Origin of the sequence: Candidatus Phytoplasma prunorum, assembly GCF_036924415.2 — a bacterium.
GTDB lineage: Bacteria > Bacillota_I > Bacilli_A > Acholeplasmatales > Acholeplasmataceae > Phytoplasma > Phytoplasma prunorum.
Map to the genome: position 1 here is coordinate 100,117 of NZ_JAZHCY020000004.1, position 15,806 is coordinate 115,922.

At 20.8% G+C, this 15,806-nt stretch carries 16 protein-coding genes and 1 tRNA gene; all 17 read left to right on the forward strand.

Annotated features, from left to right (window positions below):
* The 17 genes from efp (at position 1) to tyrS (ending at position 15,760) form a co-directional block, all read left to right on the forward strand.
* Complete coding sequence (gene efp / locus V9D86_RS00645; protein ID WP_334330876.1) at positions 1-567, forward strand: elongation factor P; 567 nt, start codon at positions 1-3, stop codon at positions 565-567.
* A 37-nt stretch (positions 568-604) separates the two neighbouring features.
* Complete coding sequence (locus V9D86_RS00650) at positions 605-1,333, forward strand: pseudouridine synthase (RefSeq protein WP_334330877.1); 729 nt, start codon at positions 605-607, stop codon at positions 1,331-1,333.
* Between the two features lie 29 nt (positions 1,334-1,362).
* Positions 1,363-2,061 (forward strand): (d)CMP kinase, encoded by a 699-nt coding sequence (gene cmk, locus V9D86_RS00655; RefSeq protein ID WP_334330878.1) that lies wholly within the window; start codon positions 1,363-1,365, stop codon positions 2,059-2,061.
* Positions 2,051-3,376: a ribosome biogenesis GTPase Der gene (gene der, locus V9D86_RS00660; protein WP_334330879.1), complete on the forward strand. Its 1,326-nt coding sequence runs from the start codon at positions 2,051-2,053 to the stop codon at positions 3,374-3,376. The genes cmk and der overlap by 11 nt, the downstream gene beginning before the upstream one ends.
* On the forward strand, positions 3,373-4,368 hold the full coding sequence (locus V9D86_RS00665; protein ID WP_334330880.1) for an NAD(P)H-dependent glycerol-3-phosphate dehydrogenase: 996 nt from the start codon (positions 3,373-3,375) through the stop codon (positions 4,366-4,368). The genes der and V9D86_RS00665 overlap by 4 nt, the downstream gene beginning before the upstream one ends.
* A 108-nt stretch (positions 4,369-4,476) precedes the next feature.
* The gene (locus tag V9D86_RS00670) at positions 4,477-4,764 is read left to right on the forward strand and encodes an HU family DNA-binding protein (protein WP_334330881.1); all 288 of its coding nucleotides are present in this window, start codon (positions 4,477-4,479) and stop codon (positions 4,762-4,764) included.
* Positions 4,765-4,951: 187 nt separating this feature from the next.
* Positions 4,952-5,161 (forward strand): hypothetical protein, encoded by a 210-nt coding sequence (locus tag V9D86_RS00675; RefSeq protein ID WP_334330882.1) that lies wholly within the window; start codon positions 4,952-4,954, stop codon positions 5,159-5,161.
* 83 nt (positions 5,162-5,244) lie between these two features.
* On the forward strand, positions 5,245-6,099 hold the full coding sequence (locus V9D86_RS00680) for a hypothetical protein (protein ID WP_334330883.1): 855 nt from the start codon (positions 5,245-5,247) through the stop codon (positions 6,097-6,099).
* A gap of 45 nt (positions 6,100-6,144) precedes the next feature.
* Positions 6,145-6,288 carry a 50S ribosomal protein L33 gene (gene rpmG, locus V9D86_RS00685; RefSeq protein ID WP_334330884.1) on the forward strand — a complete coding sequence of 48 codons (144 nt, stop codon included), beginning with the start codon at positions 6,145-6,147 and terminating at the stop codon, positions 6,286-6,288.
* A 60-nt stretch (positions 6,289-6,348) separates the two neighbouring features.
* Positions 6,349-6,422: transfer RNA gene (locus tag V9D86_RS00690), tRNA-Cys, on the forward strand.
* A gap of 255 nt (positions 6,423-6,677) precedes the next feature.
* Entirely contained in the window at positions 6,678-7,343 is a 666-nt protein-coding gene (locus V9D86_RS00695; protein ID WP_334330885.1) for a bifunctional 4-hydroxy-2-oxoglutarate aldolase/2-dehydro-3-deoxy-phosphogluconate aldolase, read from the forward strand.
* Positions 7,330-7,623 carry a citrate lyase acyl carrier protein gene (gene citD / locus V9D86_RS00700; protein WP_334330886.1) on the forward strand — a complete coding sequence of 98 codons (294 nt, stop codon included), beginning with the start codon at positions 7,330-7,332 and terminating at the stop codon, positions 7,621-7,623. Before V9D86_RS00695 ends, citD begins: the two co-directional genes overlap by 14 nt.
* 47 nt (positions 7,624-7,670) lie before the next feature.
* A complete protein-coding gene (locus V9D86_RS00705) occupies positions 7,671-8,564 on the forward strand; it encodes an HpcH/HpaI aldolase/citrate lyase family protein (protein ID WP_334330887.1) in 894 nt (297 codons plus the stop codon).
* A gap of 15 nt (positions 8,565-8,579) precedes the next feature.
* A complete protein-coding gene (gene citF, locus V9D86_RS00710) occupies positions 8,580-10,136 on the forward strand; it encodes a citrate lyase subunit alpha (RefSeq protein ID WP_334330888.1) in 1,557 nt (518 codons plus the stop codon).
* A gap of 16 nt (positions 10,137-10,152) precedes the next feature.
* Positions 10,153-10,737 (forward strand): citrate lyase holo-[acyl-carrier protein] synthase, encoded by a 585-nt coding sequence (gene citX / locus V9D86_RS00715; RefSeq protein ID WP_334330889.1) that lies wholly within the window; start codon positions 10,153-10,155, stop codon positions 10,735-10,737.
* Between the two features lie 1,835 nt (positions 10,738-12,572).
* Positions 12,573-14,177 (forward strand): DEAD/DEAH box helicase, encoded by a 1,605-nt coding sequence (locus V9D86_RS00720; protein ID WP_334330890.1) that lies wholly within the window; start codon positions 12,573-12,575, stop codon positions 14,175-14,177.
* A gap of 329 nt (positions 14,178-14,506) precedes the next feature.
* Positions 14,507-15,760 (forward strand): tyrosine--tRNA ligase, encoded by a 1,254-nt coding sequence (gene tyrS, locus V9D86_RS00725; protein ID WP_334330891.1) that lies wholly within the window; start codon positions 14,507-14,509, stop codon positions 15,758-15,760.
* The last annotated feature ends 46 nt before the right edge of the window (positions 15,761-15,806 follow it).

Genomic DNA, 15,806 nt, shown 5'->3' on the forward strand with positions numbered 1-15,806 from the left:
ATGATTAGTACTAATGATTTTAAAACAGGTCAAACAATTAAATTTAATAATAATTTGTTTCAAATTATTTCTTTTTTACATGTTAAACCTGGTAAAGGTTCTGCTTTTGTAAGATGTAAATTAAAAAATTTAAGAACTGGCAGTATAATCGATAATACATTTAGTTCTGGAATTAAAGTAGAATTAGCTTTTATTAATAAAAATAAAATGAAATTTCTTTATATAGATGGCAATAAATATATATTTATTAATATAGAAAATTATGAACAAATTGAAATTGAAAAACAAAAAATTAAAGATAAAATTAAATATTTATATGAAGGAATTATAGTTGATATTGTTATTTATAATTATTATGAAATTTTAGATATTAATTTGCCAGAAAAATTAAATTTAACAGTTATAAAAACTGAATTTATTGAAAAAAAAGATGTTAAAACTAATTATTATAAAGATGCAACTTTAGAAACAGGTTTGGTTATTAAAGTCCCTTTGTTTATTCAACAAGGGGAAAAAATTATAGTAAATACACAAACGGGACTTTATGTTTCTCGTAGTAATAAATAGTTTATTAATAAAAAAACTTTAAATATAAAGGTACTTAATGGAAAGATTACATAAAATTTTATCTTATTCTAATGTTGCTTCTAGAAGAAAATCTGAAACATTAATTTTAGAAAAAAAAGTTAAAGTTAATGGTAAATTAGTTACTAAATTAGGAACAAAAGTTTCTAAAAAAGACATTATTTTGGTAGATGATAAAATTATCAAAAATTCCGATAATTGTTATTATTTAATGAATAAACCAAGTGGTTTTATTTCTACAGTTAAAGATGAAAAAAATAGACCAACAGTTATTGATTTAATTAATGATACCGAAAAAAATAGAATTTATCCTATTGGTCGATTGGATTTCAATACTACAGGTTTGTTATTAATTACTAATGATGGACAATTGACTCAAAAATTAACACACCCTTCTTCTTTAATTGAAAAAGAATATCATGTAAAAATTAATTATTGTTTGAGTAGTTTAGAATTAAAAAGAATTCAAAAAGGAGTTGTGATTGATAAAAATTATTTATCAATACCAAAAAAAATTAAAATTTTAAAAAAACGTTTTTTACCAAAACCTTCTACTTGGCTTCAAATTATTATTACAGAAGGAAAGAATCATCAAATAAGAAAAATGATTGAAAAATTAGGATTTCGTATATTAAAATTAGTTCGTTATCGATATGCTTTTTTAACAATTGAAGGAATAAAAAAAGGGCAATATCGTACTTTAAAAATTCATGAAATTAAAAAACTTAAAATTTTAAAATATTTTTAAAAAATTAAATAATAAATTAAGGAGTTTTCATGAAGGGATTTAAAATAGCTATTGATGGGCCTGCAGCATCAGGTAAAAGTACAATTTGTAAATTAATTTCTGAAAAATTAAATTTTATTCATATTGATACTGGTTTAATGTTTCGTGTTATTACATTATATTTAATTAAAAATAAAGTAGATTGGTCAAAAATAACTGAAGAAAATTATTTAAAACCTTTATTAAATGATTGTAATATTTATTATGAAAAAAATCATATTTATTGTAATTATCAAAAAATGTGTTTAGATGTAAAATTAAAAAGAATAGAAATCGATAATAAAGTATCTTTAGTATCTTCTTTATTTCTTGTCAGAAAAAAACTTTTATTATTACAACAAGAAATTATAAAAAATAATTCTTATTTGATTATGGATGGTAGAGATATTGGAACTATAGTAATGCCAAATGCAGATTTAAAAATTTTTTTAACAGCTAATATTGAAAAAAGAATTTTTCGTAGACTAAACGAATATAAAAGTAATACTAGTGTTGATCAATTACAAAAAATAGCTGATAATATTAAATTACGTGATCAAAAAGATATTAACCGATTTATTTCTCCTTTAAAAAAAGCCGAAGATGCTGTTTTATTAGATACAACTGACATTAATATTATTGAAACAGTAAATCGAATTCATAATTTAATTTTACAAAAAAATAAATTATTAAATAAAAATGAATTTTAAAGTTGCTATTGTAGGAAGACCTAATGTTGGTAAATCTAGTATATTTAACCGTATTTTAAAAAAACGTTTATCTATTGTTCATGATAAACCTGGTATTACTAGAGATAGAATTTATGCTCAAGCAGAATGGTTAACGAAAAGTTTTGATATCATTGATACAGGTGGTATAGAAATTAAAAATACTCCTTTTTTAAAAAAAATTAAATATCAAGTTCAATTAGCGATTGATGAAGCTAATTTAATTTTATTTGTTGTTGATGGACGTATTTTTGTACATCAAGGAGATATGTATATTGCTAAAATTTTACTTAAAACAAAAAAACCTGTTATTTTAGTAATTAATAAAATTGATAATAAAGATTTATTATCTAATACTTATGATTTTTATTCTTTAGGTTTTAAAAATGTTAATGTCGTTAGTGCTAATCATGGAATTGGTATAGGTGATTTATTAGATAAAATAATTTTTTTTCATCATAAAAAAAAATATTTTTCAAAAGATTCAGTTATTAAATTTTGCTTTTTAGGTCGTCCTAATGTAGGTAAATCTACTTTAACTAATATGATTTTATCACAAGAAAGAATGGTTGTATCTGATATTTCTGGAACTACAACTGATTCTGTTGATACTTTTTTTCAAAAAGGGGAAAAAATTTATCAAGTAATTGATACTGCTGGTATAAAAAAAAGAGGAAAAATTTATGAACAAGAAGATAAGTATAGTGTTTTAAGAGCTTTAAGTGCTTTAGGACGTTCTGATATTGCTTGTTTAGTTTTAGATGCTGATAGAGGTATAACTGAACAAGATAAAAATATAGCAGGTTTGATTTTGGAATATAATAAAGCTTGTATTATTATTGTTAATAAATGGGATTTAATAAAAACAGAAGATTCTAATCAAATGAAATATTTTATAAATAAAATTAGAGATGAATTTCAATTTTTAAATTATGTTCCTATTGTTTTTTTATCTGCTAAAAATGAAAATAAACATAAAAAAGAAAAATTATTGAATCTTTTAAATCAAATTTTTTTAAATTATACACAAAAATTTTCTAATTATATTTTAAATAATATTTTACAAGAGTCTATTTTAATACATTCAATATCTTCTTTTCATAAAGGTAAAGCGAAATTTAATTATATTACTCAAACTAAAAATAAATTTCCAGAATTTGTTTGTTTTGTGAACAATCCGAAATTCATTCATTTTTCTTATGAAAGATTTTTAAAAAATCAATTTAGAAAAAATTTAAATTTAGAAGGAGTTCCTTTAAAGATTATATTTAAACCAAAGGAAATAAAAGATTTATGAAAATATCTATTATTGGCGGAGGAGCTTGGGGTTCTACTCTAGCTCAACTTTTAACTGATAATGATCATCAAATATTAATTAATGATATAAATTTAGAATATGTTAATAAAATTAATAATGGCCAACATCCTATTTTTAATCATATTTTGAAAGATATAAAAGCTACTGTTTCTTTAAGTGAAACTTTAGAACATTCAGATTTTATTATTTTGTCTTTACCAACTAGAGTTATGCGTTTAACTTTAAAAAAAATTAATAAAATTATATCATATCCTAAATATTTTATTAATGTTTCTAAAGGTATGGAAATAGAAAATTATAAAATTATTTATCAAATTGTTCAAGAAGAAATAACAATTCAAAACATTAAAAATTATGCTTGCGTTATGGGACCATCACATGCTGAAGAACTTATTTTAAGAAAATTAACTTTATTAGTGGCGGCATCTTTTGATTATTCATTTGCTTCTAAAGTACAAAAAATTTTTTACAATCCTAAGTATTTAAGAGTTTATTCTTCTAATGATTTATATGGAGTAGAAATTTGTAGTGCTTTTAAGAATGTTTTAGCTTTAATTAGTGGTGTTTTAGATAATTTTGATTTTGGTTATAATTTTAAAGCTGGTTTTCTTTCTAGAGGTTTATTAGAAATGACAAAAGTAGTTGATTTTTTTAAAGGCGATAAAAAAACTGTTTTTGGATTAACAGGATTAGGAGATTTAATGGTTACTGCTTTTAATGAGAATTCAAGGAATTATCAAGCGGGTAAAAAAATTGGATTAGGTGAGGATGTAAAAGACATTATTAAAAATTCTTCCCAAACAATTGAAGGAATTAATAATTTAAAAGCTTTTTATTTTTTATCTTTAGAAAAAAAAATAGATTTACCAATAGTAAAAGAAGCTTATCAAATGATTTTTAATTATAAATCTATTGAAATAATATTGAATAATTTATTTAAAAGACCTTTAAAATTAGAAAAAATATTTTAAAATTTCTTTATTTTATTAATAATTTTTGAATTTCAATATTTTTTATGTTATAATTTATTTTGATAGTTTTGTATATAAAAAAATATAAATAAAGGAGAATTTTATTTAATGAATAAAACTGAACTTATAAAACAATTATCTAAGAAATTAGAAACTACTGAAAAAGAAGGAAAAAAAATTATAAACACTTTTATTGATGTTGTCAGAACAACTTTATTACAAGATGAAAAAATTTTGATTACTGGTTTTGGTACTTTTGAAGCTAAAATAAGCAAAGAACGTGAATCAAAACATCCAAGAACAGGAATGCCAATTACCATTTCTTCTAAAAAAAATCCTTGTTTTAAAATGAGTAAAAAATTTAAATATTTGTTTAATCAAGTTAAAAAGAATTAAAAATATTTATATTATTGTAAATTTGATTTATTTTAATTTGATTTTTGATTTTAATTTTTTTTAAAAAAATTTATTTTATTACAGAAAAATTGATCTTCTATTTTTATTTAAATATTATTTATTGTATTTATAATTATTTTTTAATGATGATTTAAAAAATTTTTTAATAGAAAGGTTTTATTAATTAGTGTTAAGTAATAAAAAAACTTTTTTAATAGGTGAAAAAGTAAAAGTTGATAATGAAAAAGAAATAGGAGTAGTTACTCGTATTGATTTTGAATCTGGTGTTATTTATGTTTTATTTAAAAAAATGAGAGAACAATCTTATCCTTATCCAGAATCTTTACATCAAAATGTTATTAAACCTGTTTTTTCAAAAAACAAAAATAATTATTAATTTATATTAATTTTTACTTTTAATTATTAATAATTTAATATATAAATGATTAAATTTATATTAATATTAAAGGAAATTGCTAAATGATTTTTAAAAAGTTTTTATATTTAAAATCTAAATACAAGAGTTATATATTATTTTTTTTTGTTTTAGTTGCTTTGATTAGTTTTTTTTTAAATATTTATGTTTTAGAATTTGATAATAAAATTATTGAAGAATGTGTTAAAAAAATTAACAATAGTAGATTTTATAACCCAAAAGATTGTACAACTCAATTTGAATATAAAAAAGGTTTTTATCCTTTTAATACTCCTATTTCGTTAATTTGGTTTTTTACTAAACAAAGTAATATACTAATTTTTATCATTTATTTGTTATATTTTTTTAAAAAAAAAAAATATGATTGGTATAGTTATTTAGTTTTTATTGGTTTAATTGATATTATGATGACTGGTATGATTTATCATTTTATTATTAATAAAAGAAGCATTATAAATTTTTTTTACAAGTTAAATTTAAAAAATTTATTATCTCAATTAGAACATACTATTAATCCAATATTTTTTTTATTTTTTTATTTTTTTTTATATAAAAAAACAATATCTTATAAAAATATTTGGATTGCTCTGATTCATCCTAGTATTTATGCTTTATTTTTTTTATTTTATGGTTATTTTAATTTTATTGAATATAACTCTTTTACGAAAAAAGAAATTGAAAAAGATCCTATTCAATATTATCCTTATTTTTTTTTCTCACCCTTCGAAGGAAAAGAAAAAAAAATTTCATCTTCTGATGATAAAACAAAAATAGTTAAATTTAAATATGTGGGATATAAAAAAACTTTTAAATATATAGGAAGTTTATTTAGTTTAACTACTTTTTTTACTTATATTTTTTTATTTGTTAAAAAGCATTGTTTAAATGAATATGATTAAAATAAAATATTTATAAAATTTTTTGAAAAAGGAAAATATTTTAATATGCGAGTTTTAGTTAAATTAATATGTACTGAATGTGGTAGAGAAAATTATCATACTGATAAAAAGAAAACTACACCCTTTTTAAAATTTAAAAAGTATTGTCCTTTTTTACGTAAATATACTATTCATAAAGAAAAAAAATAAAAAAATTACTATATTTATAATTATTTTTTTATTTTATATTTATGAATGTTATAAATATCAGGCCCTGTAGCCAAGCGGTAAGGCATGGCTCTGCAAAAGCTTGATCATCGGTTCGAATCCGTTCAGGGCCTCCATTTAATATTTTTTATTTTAATAAATTTATATTTTTTGCAATTATGAGTATTTTGTTTTAACAAAATTTTAGAATTTTTTAAATAAAATTAAATAATTTATTTAATTAGAACTCTTTTGTAGGGTTTTTTTGTTTTAGAAAATGAAATAAAAATTAAAAAAATTTCAAGAATTTTTGTTAAATTTTAAAAAAATATTATAAAATAAAATTGTAATAATTTATTTTAAGAATAATATCATGAAGGAAATTTAATAAAATGAAGAATATAAAAAAACATTTACGTCTTTTCAATGAGAATCCTTTGTCTGTAATAATTAGAACTAATGATTCTAATAATGCTAAAAGAATAATTCAAAATACCATTAAAAGTGGTTTTAAATTTATAGAAATAACTTTAACTACTCCTAATGTTTATCAAATTATTACTGAAACTAGGAAAGAATATCCAGAAGTAATTGTTGGAGCAGGAACAGTTTTAATTTTAGAAGAAGCAAAAAAAGCTGTACAAGCAGGAGCTCAATATTTAGTATCACCAGTTTTCACAAAAGAGATTTTAAAATGGTCTTTAGAAAATGATATTTTATATGCCCCTGGTGTAATGACTGTTAATGAGATGTATCAAGCATATCAAAAAGGTGCACAATTATTAAAGTTTTACCCTGCTATTTCTTTATCGACAGAAGCTTTAAAATTAATTTCAAATCCTTTTCCTAATAATTTTAAAATTTTAGCTACTGGTGGTATTTATTTAGACAATATTAATGATTATTTTGATTCTGGTGTTTATGCAGTTGGTATAACTGGTAAATTAGGAGGAGCTGATATTCAAACTACAGATCAAGAAATTTCTGATTTAGCTAAAAAATATGTTGAAAAAGTAAAAAAAATATCTTATAAAAGAGGTTTGTGTGATTGCATATAAAAAAAATAATACTCCTATTTTAATTAAAAAAATGGCTTTTTGTGGTTCTTTAGAATCAAGTGATGTTTTAGTTACTATTGAACCTAATACAGAAAAAAAAATTAATATTTTTATAAAATCTCCTTTTATTAGACAATTTGGAAAAAGAATTAAAAAAGTAGCTTTAGAAACTTTAGATAATTTTAATATAGAACAATGTAATTTAATTATTCAAGATCAAGGAGCTATAGATGCTGTTTTAGTTGCGAGATTAATAACAGCATTTAATCGAGCGTCTTAAATATAATTTTAATTAAAAAATATAAAATTTTTAAAGGAGAATAAAAATTGAATAATATTAGGAGAACAATGTTGTTTGTTCCTGGCAATAATGCTTCTTTTTTTAAAGATGTCATTACTTATTGTCCAGATACTGTAATGTTTGATTTAGAAGATTCTATACATATTGATCAAAAAGATGCCGCAAGGCAATTAACTCAAAAAATGATTAATTTTTTTGAATATAATAAATATGGGATTGAAACTGCTGTACGTATAAATAGTTGGGACACGGATTTTTATCAAGAAGATTTAGAATTTATTTTAAATTCAAAAGTTGATATGATTCGTTTACCTAAAGTAGAAACTAAGAAAGATGTTTTCAAAGTAATTTCTGATATTGAAAAAATAGAAAAGAAAATTAATCGTTCAAAAAAAATTATTTTATTTTGTGCTTTAGAAAGTGCAAAAGGTATTTTAAATGCTTATGAAATAGCTACCTCTAGCGAGCGTGTAGTTGGTATTGCTCTTGGTGGAGTTGATTATTTATTTGATTTAAAAGCTACTAAAACTAAAGATCGTCATGAATTATTATTTGCTCGTAATATGATTGTTCACGCAGCTAGAGCAGCTAAAATTGATGCTTTTGATTGTATTTATGGTAATGTCAATGATTTAGAAGGTTTAGAAAAAGAAACAAGATTTGCTAAAGAATTGGGCTTTAGTGGTAAATCAGTTATTCATCCAACACAATTACGTGTTATAAAAAAAATTTTTTCACCCACAAATGAAGAAATTCAAAATGCTTTAGATATATTAAATGCTTATCAAAAACATTTAAAATTTGGAAAAGGTGTTTTTTCTTTTAATGGTCAAATGATTGATAAACCTTTTTTAGAACACTCTCGTAAATTATTAATTGAAGCTAATATCCAAATTTATAATTTAGAAAAAATTTTTTAATTTAAGAGGAAAAAAATGAATAATTATTTAGATGAAAAAATTTTAAAAAAAATTAAAACAAAGGTTAATTATCAAATATATGAACCTAATAGAAAAGTAATTTCTAAAAAAATAAAACTAATAAAAGATTTACCAACTTATGGTAAAAGAGTAACTAAAATTCTTGATTCTTTAGAAGAAGCTATTATTAAAACTGGTTTAAAAGATAATATGACTATTTCTTTTCATCATCATTTTAGACATGGTGATAAAACTGTAGAACAAGTTATGCGAGCTATAGAAAAATTAAAAATAAAAAATTTAACTATTTCCGCTTCTTCTTTTACTAAATCTCATGATTGTTTAGTAGATTATATTAAAAAAGGAATTGTTATTGGTTTAGAGGGTTCTGCTTTAAGAGGAAAATTAGGAAATGCTGTTTCTGAAGGTTTTTTATCTAATCCAGTTATAATTCGTTCTCATGGTGGTAGAGCAAGATCTATTACAAGTGGCGATACTTATATTGATGTTGCTTTTTTAGCTGCTTCTACAAGTGATGTAATGGGGAATGCTAACGGATCGACTGGTAATTCCAAAGTGGGTTCTTTAGGTTATGCACAAATTGATGCTCAATATGCTAATAAAGTAGTTATTATTACTGATACTTTAGTTGATTACCCTAATAATCCTATTTCTATACCTCAAATATATGTTGATTTTGTAGTTAAAGTTGATAAAATTGGTGATTCTACAAAAATTTCTTCAGGAGAAATTCATACAGTATTTAGTCCTAAAGAAATTCAAATAGCAGAAAATATTTTAAATATTATTAAAAATACTCCTAATTTTAAAAATGGTTTTTCTTTTCAAACAGGTACAGGTGGAGCTAGCCAAGCTTCTTTAATTATGTTAAAACAAGAAATGTTAAAAAAAAATATTAAAGCTTCTTTTTTTTTAGGTGGAATTATTGGGCTACAAGTAGATTTATTAAAAGAATGTTTAGTAGATAAATTATTAGATGTACAATCTTTTGATACTAATGCAATAGAATCTATGCAAAAAAATAATAATCATTTAGAAATGTCTGCTTCTTTTTATGCTAATCATTGTGCGAAAAATTGTGCAACTCATAAATTAGATTATGGTGTTTTAAGTGCTTTAGAAGTAGACATTGATTTTAATGTTAATGTTTTAACTGGAGCTGATGGTTATATTAGAGGTGCTTCTGGTGGTCATTCAGATGTGGCTTTCGGTAGTGATATTTCTATAGTTGCTATTCCTTTGATAAGGGGTCGTATTCCTTCTATAACTAATAGAGTACAAACCATAGTTACTCCTGGTAATAGTGTTGATGTAGTAGTTACTGATGTTGGTATTGCTGTTAATCCTTTAAGACAAGATTTAATTAAAATTTTAAATAAAAATAAATTATCTTTGACCACAATAGAAAAATTAAGAGATTTTGCATATGGTATAGTAGGAGAACCAGAAGCTATCGAATACGATAAAAATCATATAGTAGCTTTGATAGAATATATTGATGGTAGTTTGATTGATGTTATTTATAAAGTTAAACCTTATTTTTTGGAATAATTTTTGATTTATAATAATGTCAAATATTAATCAAAAAAATATTATTAAATCATATTTATTATTTGATTTTTCTTTTAGTAAAATTTTAAAATTTAAAGAGAAACGTTTTTTAATGCAAAAAAAAATTTTAAAAAAATATCAAACTAGTTTAATTACTGTTTCTTTGAATATTCCTGGATTTAATAAAAATAAATATTTATATAGTTTTTTTTTTCAATATATAGTTAAAAATAAAATTTTTATTTTTTTTCAAAAAAAAAAAATTAACATAAATATTATAAAAACTTATCAAATTAAAGATGTAATAGGAGATTATTTAATTATTGTTTTAGACATTATTCAACGTAAACAATTAATTGAATTAAAACAACAAATATTATTTTTAGAAAACAAAGAACCTATTTTAATTTTAGTTGATATAGATGTTATTGATAATAAACATCAAAAAATTGAACGTACATTTTTAAAACAAAAACCTCGTATTTGTTATTTATGTAGTAAGCCTGCGAAATTATGTGCAAAAAATAAAACACATATTTTAATAGATTTAATAGATTTTATAGATAGTAAAATAATAAATTTTTTATTTTATAATTATTAAAAATATTTTTTTATTTTAAAATAATATTATTGAAAAAATTTTTAATAAATATGTATTCTGAATTAAATTTATTAAGTTAGAAATTTGAAACTTGTTATTATTAATGGCTTTAATTGGTTTTTTCATAAATCAACAATATTCTTTCTTTTTAAACTTAATTTGTAAATAGTGATAGTTTAAATTGTGGATATCAAATCTTCCTCTTATTTTGTTAATTTAAATTGTAAATTTAGTTTCATCTTTCACCTTATAAAAGGACGCGTTAACCTTTACCTTGATATGGGGGCTCATTTGCCTAATTTATTCTAAAATTAAGTTTGAATTTTCTACGACTACTATAATAATGATACTTTTTTTCTTGAATCCGTTATTGTTATAATGTTTTAACTACAAAAATGTAGTGATTTTTAGGAAGATAAAAGTTACTCAAAATTATGACTTAGTTTAGTGAAATCGGGGTTTTTGAGCATTAATAGTTAATTAAGTTAATCATTTTAAATATATCTAATAATTAAATATTTAAATACCACCAATTAAAGATTTTATTTTTCGTATCTTTAAGTAAGATATTACATTTTTTTTTTTTCTTATGTTCTTTACCGAACTTATCCCTTGATATCTTTATTTGGTGGGGTATCGTCTTGGTTAAATATTTTTTTCCCTCAAAACCCCACTTTAATTCTCTACTTTAATTTTAAATTCTTGTGTTTCTAAGACTGAGAATTTGATGTATTTTATTATATTATCTCAAAAAAATTGTAAGGGGGATTAGTTTACTTGTATTTTAAGCATCTTTTATGTTTGATTTAATATGATTTTAATTGTTCGAGTAACTTAAAAATTAGTTTTATTTTTTAAAAAAAGTAAAAATAATCTTTTTCTGTTTATTAGTTCTCTTTCTAAAAATATTTTTATAAAAGTTTAATTTAACTTTTTATTTTTTTTAAAAAATAAAAATATCAATTGATAAAGTTGATCTTCAATATTATTAATAGATTATTTAGTTGTCATATTTTTTAGTATGCAGTGTGGAATAACCAGAACTTAGTTGAATACTTTTTAGTTTGGTGAATTCTGGGATTTTTTTACTTAATTTTTAAATAAGTTTATAATTTTATATATTAGGGTTAAAAATATATAAATACCTCAAATTAAATATTTTAACTATTATATCTTTAATTTTTATATATTACTTATTTTTTTTATTAGGTTAGTTTTTGAACTTTTCCATTAATATCTTCATCTTAGAAAATCATCTTGTTTTAATAGTGTCCTCTTAATTTGCTTTAATTTTTGTGCTGTAATCCAAAATCCTTTCTTTTTTTGAGACCGAGAATTTTATGTATTGTATTATCACAATAATTATCAGTGTTTAGTTTACTGGTCATTTCGGCATATTTCACATCTAAATTTTATTTATTGATATATATTAATTGTGCTTAATATTATTGTTTAAATAGTTTTTTTAATCTGCTTTAATTCTCTAACTATAATTCTAAATTTTTTCATTTTTAGAATGAAAAATTTTATGTATCTTATTATCAAAACAATTTTAAGTGGTTAGTTTGTTAGTAATTTAGTCATTTTTTACCATTTTTATTATTATTTCAAGTTTTATTATTGGAAAAGTGTGTGATTTTATCTATTTATTTTTAAAATATTTAACGAATTATTAATTTATAGTTACTAATGAATAATATGAATGGAAATTAGCTTTTTTTAAAATTACTTCATTTTTTTATTTTAATTTGTTATAATGAATAAAGGTATGAACTAGATTTATCTTATTTAAAGATAAAAAAATACATTTTATAAATATCAAAAAAGAGGTAACAATGGATATTTTATTCGAAAATTTTAATATTTTACCACAAACAAAAAAAGCTTTAAAAGAATTAAATTTTTTAAAACCTACTGCTATTCAAAATTTAGTAATTAGTGAAATGATTAAAGGTTATGATATAATTGGTCAAGCTCAAACTGGTACGGGTAAAACTTTTGCTTTTGGAATACCTATTATTGAAAAAATCGATCTTAATATAAAACAAACGCAAAGTTTGATTTTGTGTCCAACAAGAGAATTGGCACTTCAAGTTTTTCAAGAATTTAAAAAATTAATTAAATTTTATAAAGAAATTAAAATTGCTGTTATTTATGGAGGAGAATCATATATTAAACAATTTAAAGTATTAGATGTTAAACCTCATATAATTATTGCAACTCCTGGGAGAGTTATTGATCTTTTAGAAAGAAAAAAAATTGATTTTTCAGGATTAAAAATTTTAACTTTAGATGAAGCTGATGAAATGTTAAATATGGGTTTTCAAGAGGCATTAGAAACTATTTTACAAAAAATACCTAAAAAAAGACAAACAGTTTTATTTTCTGCTACTGTACCATATACTATTCAAAAAATAGCTAATAAATATCAAAATAATCCTAAAGTTTTAAAAGTTTATCAAAAAAATATTGCTGTTAGTTCTGTACAACAATTTTATTTTTTAGTTAAAGAATTTGATAAATTAAAATTATTAGTTCGTTTATTAGATTTAGAAAATCCTAATTCAGTTATTATTTTTGCAAATACAAAAAAAGATGTTGATGAAATTAACGCTTATTTACAAGAAAATAGTTTTTCTGTTGATTTTATTCACGGTGATTTAAAACAAAATCAAAGACAACAAGTTATGAATAGTTTTCGTAATCAAAAAATTAAAATTTTAATAGCTACCGATGTTGCAGCTAGAGGTATTGATATTTCTTCTATTACTATGGTTATTAATTATGATTTATCACGTCAAAATGAAATTTATGTTCATCGTATAGGTAGAACTGGTAGAGCAGGTTTAAAAGGTTTAGCTTATAGTTTTGTTACTCCAAGTAAATTATCACAATTGAAAAGTTTAGAAAATTATTTAAAAGAAAAATTGATTTTTAAAACTTTGCCTAAAGTAAAAGATATTCAAGAAAAAAAAATAAAAAATTTTCAAGAAAAAATTTTTGAACTTATTAAAAATAATTCACAAGAAGATATTAATGATGAATTAATAAAAAATTTATTAGATAATTTTGACAATAAACAAATTATAAAAGCATTAATAAATCTTATAATGCCAATAAAAAGAAATTATCCAGAAATTTCTGAAATTAATAATTTTAAAAATAATTTTGTTAGTAAAAATTTAAAAAATTTTGCTCCTTCTCGTAATATGTTGAAGTTAAGTATTAATTTGGGTAAAAAAGATATGATTAATCCTGCTTTATTATTAAAAATATTACATGAAAAATTTAATATTTATAGTAAATATGTTGGTAATATAAAACATTTATCTAATGAAAGTATTTTTGAAATTCCTAATCATTTTTTTACGAAAATCAAAAATAAAAAAAATATATTTTTTAATAATAAGATATTAAAAATTAACCAAACATATATTTAATTTATATATTAAATAAAAAAATTTGTTAGTTAAATATTTAACTAACAAATTTTTATTTTTATTAAATTGTTTATTTTTTAATTAATTATTTTTATATTAAAAAAATAAAATTTTTATTTTTTTGTGTTACAATTAAAATAATTTAGCAATTAGCTTTATAAATTTTAATATTTTTATTATTTTTTTTATTTTTTTTATTTTATAATTTATGAGTTGATTTTGTTTGTTATATTTTTTATTTATATTTTATAAAAGCGAGTCAAAAAACTCACTTTTAATTTTTATTGATATTCGTGTAATTTATTCATTAAATTATTAGGAGAATTTATGTGTCTTTATTTGAAGAATTAAAATGGCGTAATTTGATTACTGAATGTAGTGATGAAAAAAGAGTTAAATCATTATTAGATGGTAATAAAAAAATTAAATTTTATTGTGGTTTTGATACTACAGCTGGTTCTTTAACTGTAGGTCATTTAGTTCAAATTATTACTTTTTTATTGATACAAAAAAAAGGTCATTTCCCTATTGTTTTATTGGGGGGGGCAACTAGTTTTATTGGTGATCCAAAAAAAATAGAAGAAAGAAAATTATTAGACTCTAACCAAATTTTAGATAATTTTAATAAAATTAGTTTGCAATTTAAAAAAATTTTATCTTTTATATCTTTTGAAATTGTTAATAATTATGATTGGATTTCAAAAATAGATATTATTAATTTTTTAAGAAAATATGGTAAACTTTTTAATATTAATTATATGCTTTCTAAGGAAGTAGTTTCAAATAGATTGAAAAAAGGACTTTCATATGCTGAATTTTCTTATATGATTTTACAATCTTTAGATTTTCAATATTTATTTGAACATAAAAATGTTATAATGCAATTTGGTGGTTCTGATCAATGGGGTAATATTACTAGTGGATTGGAATTAATTAGAAAAATAAATAAAATTCAAGATAATAATAAACCTGTTGGTATGACAAATGCATTATTATTAAAATCTGATGGTAATAAATTTGGTAAAAGTGAAGATGGTGTTTTATGGTTAGATCAAAAATTAACTTCACCTTATAAAATTTATCAATATTTTTTAAATACCGAAGATAAAGAAGTTATTAATTATTTAAAATCTTTAACTTTATTATCTAAAAAAGAAATTATTACATTACAAAAAGAAAATATCACCAATCCTCGAAATAGATTAGCACAAAAGATTTTAGCTAAGGAAGTAATTACTTTAATTCATGGTAAAAAAATTTTTGAAAATTGTTTTAAAACTAGTCAAGCTTTATTTTTAGGAAAAAAAGATCAATTAAATGAACAAAGTTTTTGTTTTTTAAAATATACTTTAAATTATATTGAAGTTAATGATACAATTTCCTTATTAGAAGCTTTAGTATTGACTGAATTAACTAGTTCCAAAAATAAAGCTAGAGAATTAATTTCTAGTCGTGCTATTAAAATTTTTGATCAAATAGTAGATAATACAGAATTAATTTTAAATATAAAACATTCTTTATTTAATAAATATATTTTATTAAAAAAAGGTAAAATATTTAATGCTTTAATTATTTTTAGATAGATTTTAAAAAAAATAATTTTCTTAATTATTAATTAAATTATTAATA

Coding starts and splice junctions, on each gene's coding strand:
- efp (WP_334330876.1), top strand. CDS start 1: ATGATTAGTACTAATGATTTTAAAACAGGTCAAACAATTAAATTTAAT.
- V9D86_RS00650 (WP_334330877.1), top strand. CDS start 605: ATGGAAAGATTACATAAAATTTTATCTTATTCTAATGTTGCTTCTAGA.
- cmk (WP_334330878.1), top strand. CDS start 1,363: ATGAAGGGATTTAAAATAGCTATTGATGGGCCTGCAGCATCAGGTAAA.
- der (WP_334330879.1), top strand. CDS start 2,051: ATGAATTTTAAAGTTGCTATTGTAGGAAGACCTAATGTTGGTAAATCT.
- V9D86_RS00665 (WP_334330880.1), top strand. CDS start 3,373: ATGAAAATATCTATTATTGGCGGAGGAGCTTGGGGTTCTACTCTAGCT.
- V9D86_RS00670 (WP_334330881.1), top strand. CDS start 4,477: ATGAATAAAACTGAACTTATAAAACAATTATCTAAGAAATTAGAAACT.
- V9D86_RS00680 (WP_334330883.1), top strand. CDS start 5,245: ATGATTTTTAAAAAGTTTTTATATTTAAAATCTAAATACAAGAGTTAT.
- rpmG (WP_334330884.1), top strand. CDS start 6,145: ATGCGAGTTTTAGTTAAATTAATATGTACTGAATGTGGTAGAGAAAAT.
- V9D86_RS00695 (WP_334330885.1), top strand. CDS start 6,678: ATGAAGAATATAAAAAAACATTTACGTCTTTTCAATGAGAATCCTTTG.
- citF (WP_334330888.1), top strand. CDS start 8,580: ATGAATAATTATTTAGATGAAAAAATTTTAAAAAAAATTAAAACAAAG.
- citX (WP_334330889.1), top strand. CDS start 10,153: ATGTCAAATATTAATCAAAAAAATATTATTAAATCATATTTATTATTT.
- V9D86_RS00720 (WP_334330890.1), top strand. CDS start 12,573: ATGGATATTTTATTCGAAAATTTTAATATTTTACCACAAACAAAAAAA.